General features: G+C 69.3%; 17 protein-coding genes. 9 read left to right on the top strand and 8 right to left on the bottom strand.

Annotated features, from left to right (window positions below; all coding sequences use genetic code 11):
- Positions 1-4: 4 nt before the first annotated feature.
- Positions 5-784, bottom strand: a complete 780-nt coding sequence (locus MJQ72_RS17900; protein WP_005167845.1) for an enoyl-CoA hydratase/isomerase family protein — start codon at positions 782-784, stop codon at positions 5-7.
- A gap of 55 nt (positions 785-839) precedes the next feature.
- Entirely contained in the window at positions 840-1,652 is an 813-nt protein-coding gene (locus tag MJQ72_RS17895) for an ABC transporter ATP-binding protein (RefSeq protein WP_240600433.1), read from the bottom strand.
- Between the two features lie 323 nt (positions 1,653-1,975).
- Here MJQ72_RS17895 and MJQ72_RS17890 point away from each other — a divergent pair, with 323 nt between their 5' ends.
- Both MJQ72_RS17890 and MJQ72_RS17885 read left to right on the top strand, forming a co-directional pair.
- On the top strand, positions 1,976-2,524 hold the full coding sequence (locus MJQ72_RS17890) for a cysteine dioxygenase family protein (RefSeq protein WP_240600432.1): 549 nt from the start codon (positions 1,976-1,978) through the stop codon (positions 2,522-2,524).
- On the top strand, positions 2,521-2,916 hold the full coding sequence (locus MJQ72_RS17885) for a rhodanese-like domain-containing protein (protein ID WP_240600431.1): 396 nt from the start codon (positions 2,521-2,523) through the stop codon (positions 2,914-2,916). The genes MJQ72_RS17890 and MJQ72_RS17885 overlap by 4 nt, the downstream gene beginning before the upstream one ends.
- On the opposite strand, the gene MJQ72_RS17880 is transcribed toward MJQ72_RS17885, so the two are convergent.
- Complete coding sequence (locus MJQ72_RS17880) at positions 2,913-3,734, bottom strand: hypothetical protein (RefSeq protein WP_240600430.1); 822 nt, start codon at positions 3,732-3,734, stop codon at positions 2,913-2,915. The two genes, MJQ72_RS17885 and MJQ72_RS17880, sit on opposite strands and share 4 nt — an antisense overlap.
- A 104-nt stretch (positions 3,735-3,838) precedes the next feature.
- Complete coding sequence (gene glgP / locus MJQ72_RS17875; RefSeq protein ID WP_240600429.1) at positions 3,839-6,379, bottom strand: alpha-glucan family phosphorylase; 2,541 nt, start codon at positions 6,377-6,379, stop codon at positions 3,839-3,841.
- Between the two features lie 144 nt (positions 6,380-6,523).
- Here glgP and MJQ72_RS17870 point away from each other — a divergent pair, with 144 nt between their 5' ends.
- Positions 6,524-7,987 carry a neutral zinc metallopeptidase gene (locus MJQ72_RS17870; RefSeq protein WP_240600428.1) on the top strand — a complete coding sequence of 488 codons (1,464 nt, stop codon included), beginning with the start codon at positions 6,524-6,526 and terminating at the stop codon, positions 7,985-7,987.
- A 61-nt stretch (positions 7,988-8,048) separates the two neighbouring features.
- Here MJQ72_RS17870 and MJQ72_RS17865 read toward each other — a convergent pair whose 3' ends face one another.
- Positions 8,049-9,020, bottom strand: coding sequence for a tetratricopeptide repeat protein (locus MJQ72_RS17865; protein ID WP_240600427.1), 972 nt, complete (start codon positions 9,018-9,020; stop codon positions 8,049-8,051).
- A 131-nt stretch (positions 9,021-9,151) separates the two neighbouring features.
- Between MJQ72_RS17865 and MJQ72_RS17860 the strand changes: the two genes are divergently transcribed.
- On the top strand, positions 9,152-9,535 hold the full coding sequence (locus MJQ72_RS17860) for a hypothetical protein (protein ID WP_396426955.1): 384 nt from the start codon (positions 9,152-9,154) through the stop codon (positions 9,533-9,535).
- A 1-nt stretch (position 9,536) separates the two neighbouring features.
- On the opposite strand, the gene MJQ72_RS17855 is transcribed toward MJQ72_RS17860, so the two are convergent.
- On the bottom strand, positions 9,537-9,836 hold the full coding sequence (locus MJQ72_RS17855; protein WP_016336630.1) for a thiamine-binding protein: 300 nt from the start codon (positions 9,834-9,836) through the stop codon (positions 9,537-9,539).
- Positions 9,837-9,923: 87 nt separating this feature from the next.
- Between MJQ72_RS17855 and MJQ72_RS17850 the strand changes: the two genes are divergently transcribed.
- Positions 9,924-10,424: a MarR family winged helix-turn-helix transcriptional regulator gene (locus tag MJQ72_RS17850; protein ID WP_037341773.1), complete on the top strand. Its 501-nt coding sequence runs from the start codon at positions 9,924-9,926 to the stop codon at positions 10,422-10,424.
- A 58-nt stretch (positions 10,425-10,482) separates the two neighbouring features.
- On the opposite strand, the gene MJQ72_RS17845 is transcribed toward MJQ72_RS17850, so the two are convergent.
- Positions 10,483-10,848, bottom strand: a complete 366-nt coding sequence (locus MJQ72_RS17845) for a DUF3817 domain-containing protein (RefSeq protein ID WP_034315490.1) — start codon at positions 10,846-10,848, stop codon at positions 10,483-10,485.
- Between the two features lie 202 nt (positions 10,849-11,050).
- Positions 11,051-13,438, bottom strand: coding sequence for a GH92 family glycosyl hydrolase (locus tag MJQ72_RS17840; RefSeq protein ID WP_240600425.1), 2,388 nt, complete (start codon positions 13,436-13,438; stop codon positions 11,051-11,053).
- Positions 13,439-13,701: 263 nt separating this feature from the next.
- Here MJQ72_RS17840 and MJQ72_RS17835 point away from each other — a divergent pair, with 263 nt between their 5' ends.
- Genes MJQ72_RS17835 through MJQ72_RS17820 form a run of 4 tightly spaced genes read left to right on the top strand, consistent with a single transcriptional unit; the run spans position 13,702 to position 17,559 of the window.
- On the top strand, positions 13,702-14,688 hold the full coding sequence (locus tag MJQ72_RS17835) for a LacI family DNA-binding transcriptional regulator (RefSeq protein WP_240600424.1): 987 nt from the start codon (positions 13,702-13,704) through the stop codon (positions 14,686-14,688).
- Complete coding sequence (locus MJQ72_RS17830; protein WP_240600423.1) at positions 14,685-15,740, top strand: class I mannose-6-phosphate isomerase; 1,056 nt, start codon at positions 14,685-14,687, stop codon at positions 15,738-15,740. Before MJQ72_RS17835 ends, MJQ72_RS17830 begins: the two co-directional genes overlap by 4 nt.
- The gene (locus MJQ72_RS17825) at positions 15,737-16,501 is read left to right on the top strand and encodes an ATP-binding cassette domain-containing protein (RefSeq protein ID WP_240600420.1); all 765 of its coding nucleotides are present in this window, start codon (positions 15,737-15,739) and stop codon (positions 16,499-16,501) included. The genes MJQ72_RS17830 and MJQ72_RS17825 overlap by 4 nt, the downstream gene beginning before the upstream one ends.
- Positions 16,498-17,559 (top strand): ABC transporter permease, encoded by a 1,062-nt coding sequence (locus MJQ72_RS17820; protein WP_240600417.1) that lies wholly within the window; start codon positions 16,498-16,500, stop codon positions 17,557-17,559. Before MJQ72_RS17825 ends, MJQ72_RS17820 begins: the two co-directional genes overlap by 4 nt.
- Positions 17,560-17,582 lie beyond the last annotated feature (23 nt).

Raw genomic sequence — 17,582 nt, 5'->3', positions numbered from 1 at the left:
GCGCTTACTTCCCCTCGAAGGTGGCCTTGCCAGGGCCGTTTTCGATGAACGACTTCATGCCGTTGCGCTGGTCCTCGGTCGCCCAGAGCGCGGCGAAGAGGTGGGATTCGAGCTTGAGCCCGCTCGCGAGGTCGGTGTCGAGACCGCCGTCGATGGCGGCCTTCGCGGCGCGAAGCGCGACAGCCGGGCCGTTGGCGAACTGCGAGGCCCACTTGTGCGCGGCGGCGTAGACGTCGTCCGGTGCCACGACCTCGTCGAGGATGCCCAGCGCGAGGGCCTCTTCGGCCTTCACGAACCGGCCGGTGAACACGAGGTCCTTGGTCTTGCTCGGGCCGATGAGCCGGGCGAGGCGCTGCGTGCCACCGGCGCCCGGGATGACGCCGAGCTGGATCTCCGGCTGCCCGACCTTGACGTTGTCGCCGGCGATCCGGCGGTCGGCGGTCAGCGCGAGTTCGAGGCCGCCGCCCAGCGCGTAGCCGGTGATGGCCGCGACGACCGGCTTCGGGATGTTCGCGATGGTGGCCAGCGACGCCGTCAGCGCGGCGCCGAACTTCGCGATTTCGGGGTACGTGCGCTCGGCCATCTCCTTGATGTCCGCGCCACCCGCGAAGGTCTTCTCGCCGCCGTAGAGGATCACGGCGCGCACGTCGTCGCGCTCGGAGGCCTCACGGGCCGCCTCGGCCAGCTCGGCCTGCACCTGGTTGTTCAGCGCGTTGACCGGCGGGCGGTCCAGCCGGATCGTGCCGACCCCGCCTTCGACCTCGAGACTTACGAACTCTCCCACGCCGTCCTCCTTAACCGTCCAAGACAGATTGCAGGCTACCGGTCAGTACGACCCGTCAGCGGCGACGGGCGAAGAAGCGATCACCGGACCGTTCGAGCAGCAGGTCCTGATCGAATGTCTTGGACAGGTTGTCGCTGGTCACGACGTCGTCCACGAGCCCGGACGCGACCGCGCGCCCGTCGCGCAGCAGCAGCGCGTGGGTGAATCCCGGCGGGATTTCTTCCACGTGATGGGTGACGAGCACCATGGCGGGCGCCTCGGGGTCGAGGGCCAGCTCCGAAAGCCTGGCGACGAGGTCCTCGCGGCCGCCGAGGTCGAGCCCCGCGGCGGGCTCGTCGAGCAGCAGCATCTCCGGGTCGGTCATCAGCGAACGCGCGATCAGGGTCCGCTTGCGCTCGCCCTCCGACAGCGTGCCGAAGGTGCGCTCGGCCAGGTGCGCGATGCCGAGCGCGCCCAGGAGCTCCATGGCGCGGTCGGTGTCGAGGCTGTCGTATTCCTCACGCCAGCGGCCGACGACGGCGTACCCGGCGCTCACCACCACGTCGACGACGCGCTCCTCACCCGGCACACGCTGGGCGATCGCGGCCGAGGTGAACCCGATCCGCGGGCGCAGCTCGAAGATGTTGACCTTGCCGATCCGGTCGCCGAGCAGGTCGACCGTTCCCGAGGTCGGGTGGAGTTCAGCCGCGGCCAGCCGGAGCAGGGTGGTCTTGCCCGCGCCGTTCGGGCCGAGCACCACCCAGCGCTCGTCCAGTTCCACGGTCCAATCGAGGTCGGCGAGGAGGTCGTTGCCTGTTCGGCGGACCCCGACACCGGTCATCCTCACCACGAGGTCGTCAAGTTCGCTGGGCTGGATCGGCTCGCTCACGCGCCCATTGTGTCCGCACTCGCGCGCGTGTGTGCACCGGGCCGCCGGTCGGTGGAAAGCGGCTGGTCCAGGGAGTGGGACGAAGCGACCCGGACGCGGCCGCTGTGGCAGCATCGAGCACGTGATCAGGTCCGTGGCCGCCGCCTTCCCCGTCATCGGGGGCTCTTTCTGGCGCCGCCGGGCCATCGACCTGCTCCTCGTCGCCTCGTGCGGGTGTACCACCGCGCGACACGGCTGAGTCCTCACTCTTCCGACGGCACCCCCGTGTCGCGCCGCGTTCGGCCCTGCTTCCGAGCCCGCGAACCTCCACGAGGAGCCTCACCGTGACCACGTCCATCACCCCGCGCCAGGACTTCGAAATCCATCCGCAGCTGGTCGACCCGCTGCTGCCGGAACTGCTGCACCCCGACCGTCTGCTCTGGACGCCCCGGGAACTGGCCGACCTGACCTCCACCGTCGCCACCGAACTGACCTCGGGCCTGCGCGGCCTGCTGCGCTTCGACGCGGACCACCGCTGGTGGGCGCGCCTCGCGCTGACCGACGGCGTCGAACTCTGGCTACTGTCCTGGCTGCCCGGCCAGCTGACCAAACCGCACGACCACGGCGGCGCGTCCGGCTCGTTCACCGTGCTGCAGGGCGAACTCGGCGAGGAGTACCGCTACCCCGGCGGCCCGGTCCGGCGCCGCACGCACGTCGCGGGCGAGGGCATCGGCTTCGGCGCGGGCCGCGCGCACCAGGTGACCGGTATCGGCACCGAACCCGCCGCCAGCGTCCACGCCTACTCGCCGCCGCTGGTCGCGACCCGCGAATACACCACGCTCGCCGACGTTCCCGCCGAGATCCCCTCGCTGGCCCCGATACTGGGCCGATGAGCGCGATCGACACGCTGCTGGCCACCGCCCGGGCCGGACTGGACCGGGCGGTGCCCGAGCGGGCGCTGCGGCTGCAGCGCGACGGCGCCCTGATCGTGGACATCCGCCCGCACGTCAACCGGCTCGAAGAGGGCGAGATCCCGGACTCGGTGGTCGTCGAGCGGATCCACCTCGAATGGCGGCTCGCGCCGGACAGCGAGTGGCGGCTGCCGCAGGTGGAACCGGACTCGACGGTGATCGTCGTGTGCAACGAGGGTTACTCGTCGAGCCTCGCCGCGGCCGACCTGCAGCGGCTCGGCCTGCCGGGCGCCACCGACCTCGAAGGCGGTTTCCGCGCCTGGCGTTCGGCCGGCCTCCCGATCCGGGAAGGCGGCACGCCGGCCGTTCCCTAGCGGACCACGAGCCGGGCGATCGAATCCGGGGAGAGCGGGAGCGCGGCGTGGATCCCGGCGCCTCGCGTCGGCCTGGGGTTGACCAGCACCCCGGTCGCCGCGTCGCGGCCGGCGGCGGCGAGCACGACCTCGCGGCCGGTCCGGTGCCGGATCCGGGCCCAGCCCGCGCCGGTGACCGCGCGGTACTCGGCCAGCAGACGCTCGTCGGTGAAGACGCAGAGCCACTCGCCGTGCGCGCCGAGGCGGGCCGGGATCGGGGCGCCCGCCTCGTCCGCCGGACCGCATACCGTGCCGTCGAGGAACATCCGCATGATCGAGGGGACGGGATCGCGCGGACCTCGCTCCCGCTCGGGACGCACGTTTTCGGTGATCCACCGCGAAGCGAGCTTGAAATCTTCGCCGGTGAGGTCCTCCTGGAAACCGTCCAGGCTGTTCTTGACACTCCCCAGGAAGTCGTAGAACCGCCTGGTGCAGGTCCGCTCGGAAACGGCGACCCGGCCGCGGCCGACCATGGTCCTGATCCGGCCGACCATGCCCGCGCCGCCGGTCACCGGATCGACGCCGAGGTTGTAGGCGGTCCAGACGATCTCGGGCATGAGCGGGTCGGCGAACCGCTCGAGAACGCGGTTCAGCCGCAGAAGGACGATCTCGCGCACCCGGCCCGGCTCGGCGTCGTCGGCGATGCCCCAGATGTCCCGCAGTTCCGGCCCCAGCGCGTGACGCAGGCCGTCCTGCCGGATCCCGGCGCGGGCGTGGACATGGTGAAGCCGGTCCTTCGCCCTGCGCGATGTTTTCGTTTCCTTCGCCGAAGCCACCATTCCTCCGCGATTCGCGATCGGCCCGGCAAAGTCTATTTCACCGGGCCATTCCGCATTGTTCGGCGGAAAACGAGAATCGGAGGTTTCTTTTGTTCGGTACCGGCCTAAGCGTGGACGACGCGCGCCAATTCCGCCGGTGTGGCCAGTAGACGGTGCTTCGGCAGCACGCGGACGGTGTAGCCGATCGAGCCCGGATGCGGCAGTTTCAGCCGCGCCGCGAACGCGCCGATCCCGTCGCCCGACATGCCGACTGTGACCGGGTCGCTCAATTCGTCCCCGTCCCCCACCTTGCCGACGACGGCCTGGACGTCCACTTCGGACGGTTCGAGACCGGCGAGGTCGATCCTCGCCCGGATGGTCACCTCGGTGCCGGTGACCATCGGCGCGGAATCCTCGACGAGCAGTTCGGTGTCGAAGATCCGCACCCGCGGCCAGGAAACGTCCAGTTTGGTCCGGTAGTCGGCCAGCGACAACGCGCCGCGATAGCCGTCGCCGGTGGCCTCCGCGACCATGCGCGAGGCGGGCAGGTAACCCGATTCGACGTATTCCCGCACCATCCGCGAAGCCTGCACACGCGGCCCGAGGGTCTCCAGCGTGTGCCACACCATCGACAGCCAGCCACCGGGCACGCCGTCGGCACCGCGGTCGTAGAACAGCGGCGCGATCTGGTGGCCCAGCAGGTCGTAGAGCGCCGCGGCCTCCAGTTCGTCGCGGCGCAGCGGGTCGGTGACGCCGTCCGCGGTCGGGATCGCCCAGCCGTTGCTGCCGTCGTAGCACTCGTCCCACCAGCCGTCGCGGATGGACAGGTTGAGGCCGCCGTTGAGCGCGGACTTCATCCCCGAGGTGCCGCACGCCTCCAGCTGCCGCACCGGCGTGTTCAGCCAGACGTCGCAGCCGCGATAGAGGTAGCGCGCCATGGACATGTCGTAGTCCGGCAGGAAGACGATCCGGCGCCGGACCTCGGGATCGTCGACGAACCGGACGATCTGCTGGATCAGCTGCTTGCCGCCCTCGTCGGCCGGATGCGATTTGCCGGCGACGACGAGCTGGATCGGGCGCCGCTCGTCCAGCAGCAGCGCGCGCAGGCGCTCCGGGTCGCGCAGCATCAGCGTGAGCCGTTTGTACGTCGGCACGCGGCGCGCGAAGCCGACGGTCAGCACGTCCGGGTCGAAGACCGTGTCGGTCCACCCGAGTTCGAGCGCGGACGCGCCACGCTGCATCCACGCGGCCCGCACCCGGCGCCGCACCTCGGCGACCAGCTTCTCGCGCAGCTCCCGCCGCAGCGCCCACAGCTGCTCGTCGGTGACGCCGTCCCGCAGCGGCTTGCCCTGCGCGCCGTCGAGGCCCAGCTCCTCGTAGTTACGTCCGAGCAGCGCGCTCAGCTCGCGCGCCACCCAGGTCGGCCCGTGGACGCCGTTGGTGACCGAGGAGACGGGCACCTCGTCGAAGTCGAACCCGGGCCACAGCCGGGAGAACATCCGCCGCGAGACGCGGCCGTGCAGCGCCGAGACGCCGTTCGCGCGCTGGGCCAGCCGCAAGCCCATATGCGCCATGTTGAACAGGCCTGGGTTGTCCTCCGCGCCGAGGGCGAGCACGCGGCGCGGATCGACGTCCGGCACCAGCCTGCCGTCGGTGAAGTACCGCTGGACCAGATCGACGGGGAACCGGTCGATCCCGGCGCTGACCGGCGTGTGCGTGGTGAACACGGTGCCCGCGCGGACGGCGGGAAGCGCCTCGTCGAACGCCAGCCCGTCGGCCTGGATGATCTCGCGGGCCCGTTCCAGCCCGAGGAATCCGGCGTGGCCTTCGTTGGTGTGGAACACCTTCGGCTGCGGATGCCCGGTCAGCTCGCAGTAGCGCCGCACCGCGCGGAAGCCGCCGATCCCGGACAGGATCTCCTGCCGGATGCGGTGGTCGGCGTCGCCGCCGTACAGCCGGTCGGTGACCGCGCGCAGGTCTTCGTCGTTGGCCTCGGTGTCGGTGTCCAGCAGCAGCAGCGGGATCCGGCCGACGCGGGCCTTCCAGATCTGCGCGTGCAGTGTGCGCCCGGCGGGCATCGCGACGTCGACCAGCACCGGTTCGCCGCCGTCGGTCAGCAGCTCCAGCGGGAAGGCGTTGGGGTCGATCACCGGGTAGTGCTCGACCTGCCAGCCGTCGAGCGACAGCGCCTGCCGGAAGTACCCGGCGCGGTAGAGCAGCCCGACGCCGACCATCGGCACGCCGAGGTCCGACGCCGCCTTGAGATGGTCGCCGGCGAGCACGCCGAGGCCGCCGGAGTAGTTCGGCAGCGCCTCGGTGACGCCGAACTCCATCGAGAAGTACGCGACGGCGGACGGGAGATCGGGGTCGTCCTGCTTCTGGTACCAGCGCGGCTCGGCGAGATAGCGGTCCAGATCGGCGACCGCCTCGCGCGCGTGGGCCAGGAACGCGTCGTCGACGGCGAGTTCGTCGAGCCGGGCGGGCGGCAGGGCGGTGAGCATCCGCAGCGGATCGCGAACGCGGTCGAACAGCTCCGCGTCCATCGACGCGAACAGATCGCGCGTGGGCGGATGCCAGGTCCAGCGCAGATTCGTGGCGAGGTCACCGAGGCCGGAAAGCGACTCCGGCAGGCTCGCGCGGACGGTGAACCGGCGGACTGCTCTCATGAGGAGCGACCATATCGGCAGGGCCCCCGCCCCGCTCAAGACCCACTTCGGGGATTACCTGCACGCGGGCCATAAGCGCTGGGTAGGGTCCGTGCTTGCCGGAGTACGCGGCCCGGTCGGGGCCCTGACGACAAGCGAGTGAACATGATCCAAGGGGGAGTGCGGGGCTTTCGCCGCCCGGCTCTGATCGCGGTCGCGACGGTGCTGGCCCTCGGGCTGAGCGCGTGCAGCGACAAGGGAAGCTCGACCGGCCAGCAGGGCAGCCAGCCGGGAGCCGGTGACATCGCCGGCCTGCCGGTCACGCATTTCGAGAGCGGGCTCAAGCCGAACGCGCCGAAGCCGGACCTGCAGGTCCGCAACGAGGACGGCTCCGAAGACGACCAGCTCGCCATCGCCGCGATCGCCGACTCGCAGGCCTACTGGACCGAGGTCATGCCGCGCGACTTCGGGCAGCCGTACGAGCCGCTGAAGTCGCTGCTGTCCTACAGCGCGAAGACCGACGACGAAGAGACCGAATGCGGGAGCGTCAAGAAGCTCGTCAACGCGTTCTACTGCCCGCCGGGTGACCTGGTGGCGTGGGACCGCGGCGTGCTGCTGCCGATGCTGCGCGAGCGGTTCGGGAAGATGGCGGGCGCCGTCGTGCTGTCGCACGAGCTCGGGCACGCCGTGCAGTACCGGCTCGCCGAGAAGGCGGGCATCAAGAAGAACACCCCGTCGATCGTCAAGGAACAGCAGGCCGACTGCTTCGCCGGCGGCTACTTCCGCTGGGTCGCCGAGGACAAGAGCAAGTACTACCGGGTCTCCACGTCCGAAGGCCTCAACCAGGTCATGGCGTCGCTGTTCCTGATCCGCGACCAGGCGGGCACCAGCGCGACCAAACAGGGCGCGCACGGCACGGCGTTCGACCGCACGTACGCGTTCCAGGTCGGGTTCGAGAAGGGCCCGAAGGAATGCGCCGCGATGAACGAGGAGAACATCAAGGCGCGGATCACCGAGCGCCCGTTCGACAAGGGTGACAAGGGCAAGGGCGACGAGAAGCTCGACGCCGAGATCATCGGGATCCTGAAGAAGAGCCTGGACAAGGCCTTCGAGGGCGCCGGTGTCCCCGGCCCGGAGATCACCGAGGACGGCAACGGCAGCTGCCCCGGCGGCCCCAGCACCCCGCCCGCGTCGTACTGCCCGTCGAACAACACCGTCAGCATCGACATGGCCAAGCTGCGCGAGCTCGCCCAGCCGGTCGACCAGCAGGCCGAATGGGAAAGCGGGCACAGCGAGGGCAAGGGCGACTTCGCCGCGTTCTCGGAAATCGCGTCCCGGTACGCGATGGGCATCCAGAAGGGTGTCGGCGCGTCGATCGACAACGCGAACGCGGGACTGCGCACCGCCTGCCTGGTCGGCGCGTGGGCGAAGGCCAGCACCGTGCCCGGCGCGACGCTGCGGCTTTCGGCCGGTGACCTCGACGAGGCCATCTCGGATCTGCTGAGCCCGGAGAGCCTGGTCTCCGCCGACGTCAACGGCAAGCGCGTGGACAACGGTTTCGAGCGGCTCGAGGCCCTGCGGAAGGGCTACCTGGAGAGCTCCGCGGTTTGTTCGCAGCAGTACGGGTAAGGATGGGGGTCGTGAGTGGCAAGGACGGTTCTAACCGTCCTTGCCACTCACGAGGCCTGGCTCAGTAAAGAGCGCTCGCCAGATCCCGGCGCGCCTTCATGACACGCTCGTCCGCCGAGTCGAACAGGTCGAAGAGCGCCACCAGGTGCTCCCGCACCTTGTTGCGCTCGTCGCCCGCCGTACGCCGCACGACGGCGATCAGCCGCGCGAAGCCCGCCTCGGGCTGCTGCCCCGCGACTTCGAGGTCGGCGGCGGCGAGCTGGGCGTCGAGGTCGGCCGGGTCGGCGTCGGCCTTCGCGATCGCGTCCGGGCCGGCGGCCTCGGCGCGGGCGGTGAACTTGACCTGCGCGAGCGCGGTCTTGGCCTCCTCGTTCGCCGGTTCGACGTCCAGGATGCGCTCGTAGGCCGCCTGCGCCGCGGCGAAGTCACCGCGTTCGAAGGCCTCTTCGGCCTCGGTGAACCGCGGGTCCTCCGGCACCTCGACACCGCCGCCGTTCTCCTCGGCGGCCTTGATCCCGGGCAGCCGGTCGCGCAGCGCGTCGAGCAGTGAACCGAGCCACTTGCGGATCTCGGGTTCGGGCAGGGCGCCCGAGAACGCGTCGACCGGCTGGCCGCCGCCGATGGCGATGACCGTCGGGATCGACTGCGCGCCGAAGAGCTGCGCGATGCGCGGGTTCGCGTCGACGTCCACCTTCGCGAGCACCCAGGCGCCACCGGATTCGGCGGCGAGGCGTTCCAGCACGGGGCTGAGCTGCTTGCACGGGCCGCACCATTCGGCCCACAGGTCGACGACCACCAGCTGCTGCATGGAGCGTTCGACGACCTCGGCCTGGAAGGTCGCCTCGGTGACGTCGATCACGGCGCCCGCCGTGGCGGGGGCGCCCGGCGAGGCGCCTCCGGCGGGCCGCGGCGGGGCGGGGGGCTGTTTCTGGGGCGCCTCGGCACGCGCCTTGAGCGCGGAAAGGTCGACCGCGCCGGAAAGCGCGGCGGACAGGGCCGCCGTCTTCGATGCTGATCCGCGTGGGTGTGTCACGGGTTCCATCCTGGCACGCATCCCCGAGCGTTTCACCGCATGCCCCCGGCTGCCCGCTTGGCAGGACGTCGGTGTTCCGGCAGGCTCGCCACGAGGGGGTGATCGACATTCCGACACGCAGGACGGCCACCGTGGCCGTCGCGATCGCCATCGCCGTCACGTGGGTGAGCGTCATCACGGTCCTGATCGCCCATCAGCCCGACCCCGGTGTCGCCAGTCCCGGGCAGCTCCGGGAAGGCCTCACCGCCGCACTCAACGAGCACGACGTCGAAGCCCTCTCCGGACTCATCGACTACCCGCCCGCGTCGGCCGGAGACTTCGCGAAGTCCTATATCGACACGCTGGCCGGCCGCGGTGCCCACGACGTCACGGTGAAGTTCGCGCCGGACGATCTCGCGCCGACTTCGGCCACCGTCAGCGGGAAGCTCCGCGACGGCCGCTCCTTCGGCTATCCGCTGGCCATCGCGGTCAAGGACAAGCTGTGGCTGGTCTCGTTCACCCCGCCGCTCCCCTGACTCAGTCGCTCAGGTGCTTCTCGACGCGCTCCACCTTCGCGGTCAGCTGGCCTTCGTATCCCGGCCGGATGTCGGCCTTGAGCACCAGCCCGACCCGTGACGAGCCCTCGCCCGCGGCCTCGACGGCCCGCTTGACGACGTCCATGACCTCGTCCCACGAGCCCTCGATGTTCGTGAACATCGCGTTGGTGGAGTTGGGCAGTCCGGACTCGCGGACCACTTTCACCGCGCGGGCGACCGCCTCGCTGACCCCGCCGTCTTCCTCGGCCGCGGACGGGCTGACACTGAAGGCCACGATCATCTTCTGCTCCTCGTTCAGACGCTTTTCCCACGCATAACACCCGGTGGTGCGGCGTGGCACGGGTACCCGCTGGTAACTTCGAGCGCCATGAGCCGTCCGTTGCCGTTCGACCCGATCGCCCGCGCGGCGCAGCTGTGGGAGGCCCGTATCGGGCCGTCCGAAACCATGGCCGCGGTGACCGGGATCATGCGCGTGCAACAGATCATCCAGTCCGCGGTGGACGGCGCGCTCAAACCGCACGGGCTGACCTTCGCCCGGTACGAGGCACTGGTCCTGCTGACCTTCGCCCGCGCGTCCCATCTGCCGATGCGCGTGATGGGCGAGCGGCTGCAGCTGCACCCGACGAGCGTCACGAACATCGTCGACAGGCTGGAGAAGGACGGCTTGGTCAAACGTGTGCCCCATCCGACCGACCGCCGGACCACGCTGGTCGAGATCACCGACGAAGGCCGCGCACGCCGCGAAGAGGCCACGAAGGCGGTCACCGAAATCGACTTCGGGCTGACCGGGCTCACCGGCAAGCAGACCGAGCAGCTGACCGACCTGCTCACCAAGGTCCGCAAGGCCACCGGCGACTTCACCGAATAACCGCGAGCACGCGAAAGGCCCCCTTCCGGCAGGACGGGGGCCTTCACGCGCTGAAAGATCAGGCGGCGGCGGTTTCGGGGGTCTTGGCGAACAGGCCGACCCCACCGTGCGACAGCCGCTGCGGGCCGTCCAGCTTGCCGTTGCGCAGCGCCCAGGACTCGAACAGCCAGGTGAACAGCGGCGGGATACTGGAGAGCAGCGCGAGGATCAGGGTCTTCGGGCGCCAGCCGAGCGGCTTCGCCACGGACAGGGAGACCAGCACGTAGAGGACGAACACGACGCCGTGCACCATGCCGAGGACGGGAACGCCGCCCTCGCCGAGCTTGACGGCGTACTTGAGGAACATCCCGACCAGCAGCCCGGCCCAGGAGAGGGCTTCGGCTACCGCGGCCACGCGGAATACTAGAGCGGCCTTGCTGGACACTTCTCCTCCTGTGGGGTCTCACCACTATGGGTACACACATGACTACGTCCGACGAGCACTGTCCAAGGCGGACTCGCCAAGAACGTCAACAGCGCTGTCGGACGTGGTAATACCAGTGTGAGGCGTGACGGCCCTCACCGGAACACCGGGGGTCGTGATGCTGCTCACGACCCCCGGCACGAACCGGTCTAAACCACTCGGATCACCCCGCGCAGGGCGATTTCGGCGCCCCTTCGGCACCGGTCGCCCAGGTGGCCTCGGCCACATCCCCGGTCAGCTTGAAGTCCAAAGTGGTCCCTCGCGTCAACTGTTCCAATCCGACATACGCCCGCTGCGACCCGGATCCCAGTCCCTGGACGTACTGGAGCTTCGACCCGTCGGCGCCGTCGGCCTTGATCGTGATGTCGCGGCCGTTCTCCAGACGCACCACCGACTTCTCGAACCGCGGCGCGTTCAGCAGGAACTGCCCGGTGCCCGGCACCGCCGGGTAGAGCCCCAGCGCGCTGAAGACGTACCACGCGGACATGGTGCCGAGGTCGTCGTTGCCGGTGACGCCGTTGGGCGCGTTGGTGAACAACGTGTGCGCCGCGCGGACGACGGCCGAGGTCTTGAACGGCTGCCCGGTCAGCGTGTACATCCACGGCGAGTGCAGATCCGGCTCGTTGTTCGGGTTGTAGCGGAACTGGTTGTAGTAGTTGTACGGGCCGACGACCCATTCCTCGCGCACGGTCTTCGCCGGGTCCTTGAGCAGATCCCCGTAGGCGAAGAAGTCGTCGAGCCGCTTGCCGACGTTCTCCTTGCCGCCCATGCGCTCGACGAGACCGGGCACGTCCTGCTGGGTCAGCCACTGGTACTGCCAGGACGTGCCCTCGTGGAATCCGTCCGGGCTCTGCGGGGTGTACGGCTTGTCCGCCGGGCTGAACCAGTCCCCACCGGTGACCTTGGGGCGATAGAAGCCGGTGAAGCCGCGATCCGTCACCGAGGAATCCCACAGCGTGCGATAGCTGCGTCCCTTGTCGGACAGGGCTTTCGCGTCGTCCTTCTTGCCGAGACCGGCGGCCATGATGGACAGCGAGCAGTCCGCGAGCGCGTATTCCAACGTGGCCGAAGCGCCGTGGTTCGGGTCGGTGTCCTGCCCCTTCTTCGGGAAGTCCTTGTCGTACTGGACGAATCCGTCCTTCTGGTAGCTCGCGTTCCCCGAGCGGCCCTGGAACGGCGAGGACGCGGGCGGGATCTCCCGCGAGTTCTGCAGAAGTGCCTGGTACGCCTTGAGTTCCTGTCCGGACAGCGCGCCGAAACGCCACAGGTCGACCAGGAACGGGGTGACCGGGTCGCCGGTCATCGTGTTCGTCTCCTGGTTCGCGTAGGCCCAGCGCGGCAGCCAGCCACCTTGGTCGTGGATGGCGAGGACCGACTTCGCGACGTCCTTCGCCCGCGACGGCCGCAGGAGGGCGAGCAGCTGGTTCTGCGTGCGATAGGTGTCCCACAACGAGAAGAACTCGTAGTACGTCCAGCCCAGCGCTCGGTGGACCTTGTCGTCGAACCCGCGGTAGCGGCCGTCGGCGTCGTTGCCGGTCAACGGTTGCAGAAGCGCGTGGTACAGCGACGTGTAGAACACCGTGCGGTCGTCCTTCGTACCGCCCTTGATGTCCACTGAGGACAGTTCCTTGCGCCAAGCGCGCTGGGCACCGTCGCGGACCGCGTCGAACGAACGCGCCTTCTCCGAGGCCAGGTTGAGCTTGGCGCCGGAAGCGTCCACATGGGAGATCGCCGTCGTCGCGGTGACCTGCCCGCCGCCGAAGGTCAGCCACGCGCCGCGCAGCCCTTCACCGCCGGCGGACTCCTTCGAGCCCGGGGCGCCGCCCGTCGGCGACCAGGTGCCAAAGGATTTGAACGGCTTGTCGAACGTCGTGGTGAACCAGGTCTTGTACGGTTTCCCGCCGCAGAACGCCTGCGACTCCACCATTCCTTCGACCGTCCGGTCGCCGACGACGCGGATCTGGCTCGCCGTCACAGGTTCCTTGTCGTTGGCCTGGCCGACGTTGACGAAAACGTTCGCGTCGCCCGGCTTCGCGAAGGTGTACCGCTCGACACCGGTCCGCGTGGTCGCGGTGGTCTCCGCGTCGACGCCGCCGTAACCGGTGAGCCGCACCTTGTAGTAGCCGGGTTTCCCGACCTCGCCTTCGTGCGTGTACGGCGAGGCGTACTTCTTGTGATCGAACGTCTCGGGTTTCGTGGTGTCGAACGCCGCGCCGGGCCCGACCGCGCCGGTGGTGGGCAGGGTCGACACGAGGCCGCCCTGCTCCCAGCAACCCGCCCCGGACAGGAAGAAATGCCCGAAACCGCGGATCGCGGTGTCGTCGTAGCGGTAGCCGGCGTAATGCGACGAGATCGGGCTGACCTGCGTCATCCCGAACGGGGCCGAAGCGCCGGGGAAGGTGTTGCCGTCGTCCTTGGTGCCGATGAAGGTGTTGACCGCGTCCACGGGGTCGCCACCGGGCGCCGCCGCCGCGACGGGCGTGACCAGCCCGGCGGGGACGACAAGCGCGGTGAGCAACCCGGCGACGCGGGTCGAAGTGCGTGCAGGCATGGGAAAGGCCGCCTCCTGACAACGTTGTCGCTGCCCGCCCACCTTCGACAAGAACAGACCACCTGGTCAAGAGGTCCGCCAAACCCTGTCCGATTCCGGACAGCGACTCCGGGGGCCGTAACGGTTCGAACTCGGAAGTCGGTCCCGGGACGAACCGGGCATTGACATCCCCGCGTCGCTGGCGTTCAATTCCCGCCACTATGACAACGTTGTCTTCCAGCGGACCGGACAACGGCCACCGCACCACCAGCCGACGGGCCACGATGAGTGACGTGGCCCGGCTCGCGGGCGTGAGCATCAAGACCGTCTCGCGGGTAGTGAACGACGAGCCCGCCGTCCATCCGGACACCGCGGAGCGCGTCATGGCGGCGATCGAGCAGCTCGGGTTCCGGCGCAACCTCGGCGCGCGGAACCTGCGGCGCGGCTCGACGACCGGGACGATCGGCCTGATCGTCGAAGACGTCGGGAACCCCTTCTACTCCGAGCTCAACCGCGCCGTGGAACGCATCGCGACCTCGTTCGGCCGCCAGGTGCTGACCGGTTCGTCGGAGGAGAACTCCGACCGCGAACGCGAACTGGTCCTGGAGTTCTGCTCCCGCCGCGTGGACGGCATCCTCGTCGTCCCCGCCGGGATGCAGCACGGCTACCTGGTCCCCGAGATGCGCGCGGGCACGCCCGTGGTGTTCCTCGACCGGCCTGCCGGCGACATCATGGCCGACACGGTGCTGGTCGACAACATCGGCGGCACCGTCGAAGCGGTCGCCCACCTCGCGAAACACGGCCACCGCCGGATCGCGTTCCTCGCCGACAGCCCCGACATCTTCACCGCGGGCGAACGCCTGCGCGGCTTCCGGGAAGGCTGCGTCCGCAACGGGATCCCCTTCGACGACGGCCTCGTCGTGATGCGGACGCCGACCGCCGAGAGCGTCGGCGACGCCGTGAAACGGCTGCTCACCGGCGCGAACCCGGCCACCGCCGTGGTCGCGGGCAACAACCGGGTCGCCGTGCACCTGCTGCGCGCGCTGGCCCACGCCGAGCGGCGGCCCGCGATGATCAGCTTCGACGACTTCGAACTGGCGGATCTGCTGGATCCGCCGGTCTCCGTGATCGCGCACGACGTGAGCGCGCTGGGCCGGGCGGCCGCGGAACTGCTGTTCGCCCGGGTACAGGGAGATCAATCCGCACCGAGAAAGGTAGTTCTGCCCGTGCATCTCGTAGCCCGCGGTTCCGGGGAGGTCGCCCCTTCATGAGCGGCCACCTCGAACCGATCCGCCTGCCGGCGAACCAGCCGCCGCAGTTCTACCGCGGCGGCGACGCCATCGCCGCGTTGCGGGGCGCCCCGTCGGAGTCCAAATTCGGGCCCGAAGACTGGGTCGGCTCGGCCACCACGATGTTCGGCCAGGAGACCAACGGCCTGACCAAGCTGCCCAGCGGGGTCTGGCTGCGCGACGCCGTCCGCGAGAACCCGTCGGCCTGGCTCGGCGCCAAACACGTAGAGGCACTCGGCGATTCGACCGGCCTGCTGGTGAAACTGCTCGACGCGGGCCAGCGCCTGCCCGTGCACTTCCACCCTTCGGACTCGTTCGCCAAGCGGCATTTCGACTCGCACTTCGGCAAGACCGAGGCGTGGATCGTGGTCGGCACCTACGGCGACGATCCCCGCGTCTACCCGGGATTCAAGGAGACCGTCGACAAGGCGACGGTCAACGAATGGGCCCGCACCCAGGACGCGCCCGCCATGCTCGACGCGCTGAACAGCGTCGCGGTCACCCCCGGCGACACGGTCTACATCCCGGCGGGCCTGCCGCACGCGATCGGCGAAGGCGTGTTCGTCGTCGAACTCCAGCAGCCGACCGACTTCTCGCTGACCCTGGAATGGCGGGACTTCCTGGCGAACCCGGAGAAGGCGCACCTCGGGATCGGCTTCGAGACCGCCATCGAAACCCTGGACACCACGGGCTGGGACGAAGAACGGCTCGGTTCGATCGTCAAGCGCACCGCGGGCGACGAAGCGTCCACTGTGGACCTCCTCGCCGACGGCAGTGACGCGTTCTTCCGCGCCGACCAGCTCCGTCCGGCTGTTTCGGGTAGGGCGACAACGTTGTCACTCGATCCGTCGTTCGCGGTGCTGGTGGTCATGGACGGTTCGGGCACGCTCCGCACCGAACACGGCGGCGAGTACGCGCTGCGCAAGGGCGAAACGTACGTGGTCCCGCACGACGCCGGTCAATCCACTGTGGAGGGTGACGTCACCGTCATCCGCTGCCGTCCGCCGGCCCCCGAGAAGAGGGAGCGATCGTGAGCGAACTCCTGCTCGACGCACAGAACCTCGTCAAACGCTACGGCTCGGTGGAAGCGCTGCGCGGCGCTTCCTTCCAGGCCCGCGCCGGTGAGGTCACCGCGCTGATCGGCGACAACGGCGCCGGGAAGTCCACTTTGGTCAAATGCCTGTCCGGCGCGGAGCAGCCGACGTCGGGCAGCATCCTGCTCGACGGCTCCGCTGTGGTCCTCGATTCCCCCACCACGGCAAGGCGGATGGGGATCGAGACGGTGTACCAGGACCTCGCGGTCGCACCGGAACTCGACCCGGCCGCGAACCTGTTCCTCGGCAGGGAGATCCACCGCAAGGGGATCCTCGGCAAACTCGGGATGTTGGACAAGAAGGAGATGAAACGCCAGGCCGTGGAGGAGTTCCAGCGGCTCGGCGTGACCCTGCAGAGCACCGACGTCCCGATCGGCTCGCTTTCGGGCGGGCAGCGGCAAAGTGTCGCCGTGGCGCGGTCGGTGGTCTGGGCGTCGAAGGTCGTGTTCATGGACGAGCCGACCGCCGCCCTCGGTGTCGTGCAGCGCGAACGGGTGCTCGATGTGATCAAGAAGGTGCGCGACAAGGGCATCGCCGTCGTGCTGATCAGCCACAACATGCCCGAGGTGCTGTCGGTGGCCGACCGCATCGAGGTGCTGCGGCTCGGCAAGCGTGTCGCCCGGTTCACCGGCGCGGACACGAAACTGGAAGACCTGGTCGCCGCGATGACGGGCGCCCTCGTACAAGAGGAGGCGGCGTGACCGTGTCCACACCGACGAAGAACGGCCCCGAGATCCAGACCACAGTGGACGGTGGCTTCGGCAAACGCTCGATCGGGCAGCGGATGATCGGGGCGAACACGTTCTGGATCGCGCTGGTGCTGCTGGCGCTGATCATCGTGTTCACCGCGATCGCGCCCGCCGAGTTCGCGACCCTGTTCACCTTCCAGACCCTGCTCATCGAGACCTCGGTGCTGCTGGTGCTCTCGGTCGGCATGACGTTCGTGATCATCACCTCCGGGATCGACCTTTCGGTCGGTTCGGTGCTGATCTTCGCGGGCATGGTGGCGGGCAAGACGATGGAGGCGCTGAGCCCGGACGGCGACGCCACCAAAGCGGGTTGGGGCGTCATCACCGCCGGGCTCGTGGCGGCGGTCGTCGCGGGCACGATCTGGGGCCTGATCAACGGTTTCCTGATCGCGGTGGCGAACATCCCGCCGCTGATCGTCACGCTCGGCACGATGGGTGCCGCGCTCGGCGCCGCGTACCTGCTGAACAACGGGTCCGACGTGCGCAGCGTGCCGACCGAGCTCAACAAGACGCTCGGTTACGGGACGTCGTTCGGCGGCGTGCCGAATCTGGTGCTGGTGGCCGTGGTGATCACGCTGATCGGCGCCTGGCTGTTGCACACCACCAAATTCGGCCGCTACACCTACGCCGTCGGCTCCAACGCCGAGGGCGCGCGCCGGGCGGGCATCGGGGTGACCGCGCATCTGCTGAAGGTGTACACGCTCACCGGTTTCCTCGCCGGTGTCGCCGGTTTCCTCTCGCTGGCGTACTACGCGTCGACGACGATTTCGGCGCACACCACCGACAACCTCAACGCCATCGCCGCCACGGTGATGGGCGGGACGAGTCTCTTCGGCGGCGTCGGTTCGGTGCTGGGCACGGTGATCGGCGTGTTCATCCCGGCCGTGCTGAAGAAGGGCTTCAACATCACGCAAGTCCAGGACTTCTGGCAGATGATCGCGGTCGGCGCGGTGCTGATCGCCGCGGTCTGGTTCGACCAGCGGCGCCGTCGTCGCCGCAACTCTCGCTGATTCCCTACGCACAAAGAGGTGCA

This window comes from Amycolatopsis sp. EV170708-02-1 (assembly GCF_022479115.1).
Lineage (GTDB): Bacteria > Actinomycetota > Actinomycetes > Mycobacteriales > Pseudonocardiaceae > Amycolatopsis.
Note: the sequence above shows the minus strand (reverse complement) of the source record. Positions and strands in the feature narration are given on the sequence as shown.

Coding starts and splice junctions, on each gene's coding strand:
- MJQ72_RS17885 (WP_240600431.1), top strand. CDS start 2,521: ATGAGCGCGATCGACACGCTGCTGGCCACCGCCCGGGCCGGACTGGAC.
- MJQ72_RS17880 (WP_240600430.1), bottom strand. CDS start 3,734: ATGGTGGCTTCGGCGAAGGAAACGAAAACATCGCGCAGGGCGAAGGAC.
- glgP (WP_240600429.1), bottom strand. CDS start 6,379: ATGAGAGCAGTCCGCCGGTTCACCGTCCGCGCGAGCCTGCCGGAGTCG.
- MJQ72_RS17870 (WP_240600428.1), top strand. CDS start 6,524: ATGATCCAAGGGGGAGTGCGGGGCTTTCGCCGCCCGGCTCTGATCGCG.
- MJQ72_RS17855 (WP_016336630.1), bottom strand. CDS start 9,836: ATGATCGTGGCCTTCAGTGTCAGCCCGTCCGCGGCCGAGGAAGACGGC.
- MJQ72_RS17850 (WP_037341773.1), top strand. CDS start 9,924: ATGAGCCGTCCGTTGCCGTTCGACCCGATCGCCCGCGCGGCGCAGCTG.
- MJQ72_RS17840 (WP_240600425.1), bottom strand. CDS start 13,438: ATGCCTGCACGCACTTCGACCCGCGTCGCCGGGTTGCTCACCGCGCTT.
- MJQ72_RS17835 (WP_240600424.1), top strand. CDS start 13,702: ATGAGTGACGTGGCCCGGCTCGCGGGCGTGAGCATCAAGACCGTCTCG.
- MJQ72_RS17830 (WP_240600423.1), top strand. CDS start 14,685: ATGAGCGGCCACCTCGAACCGATCCGCCTGCCGGCGAACCAGCCGCCG.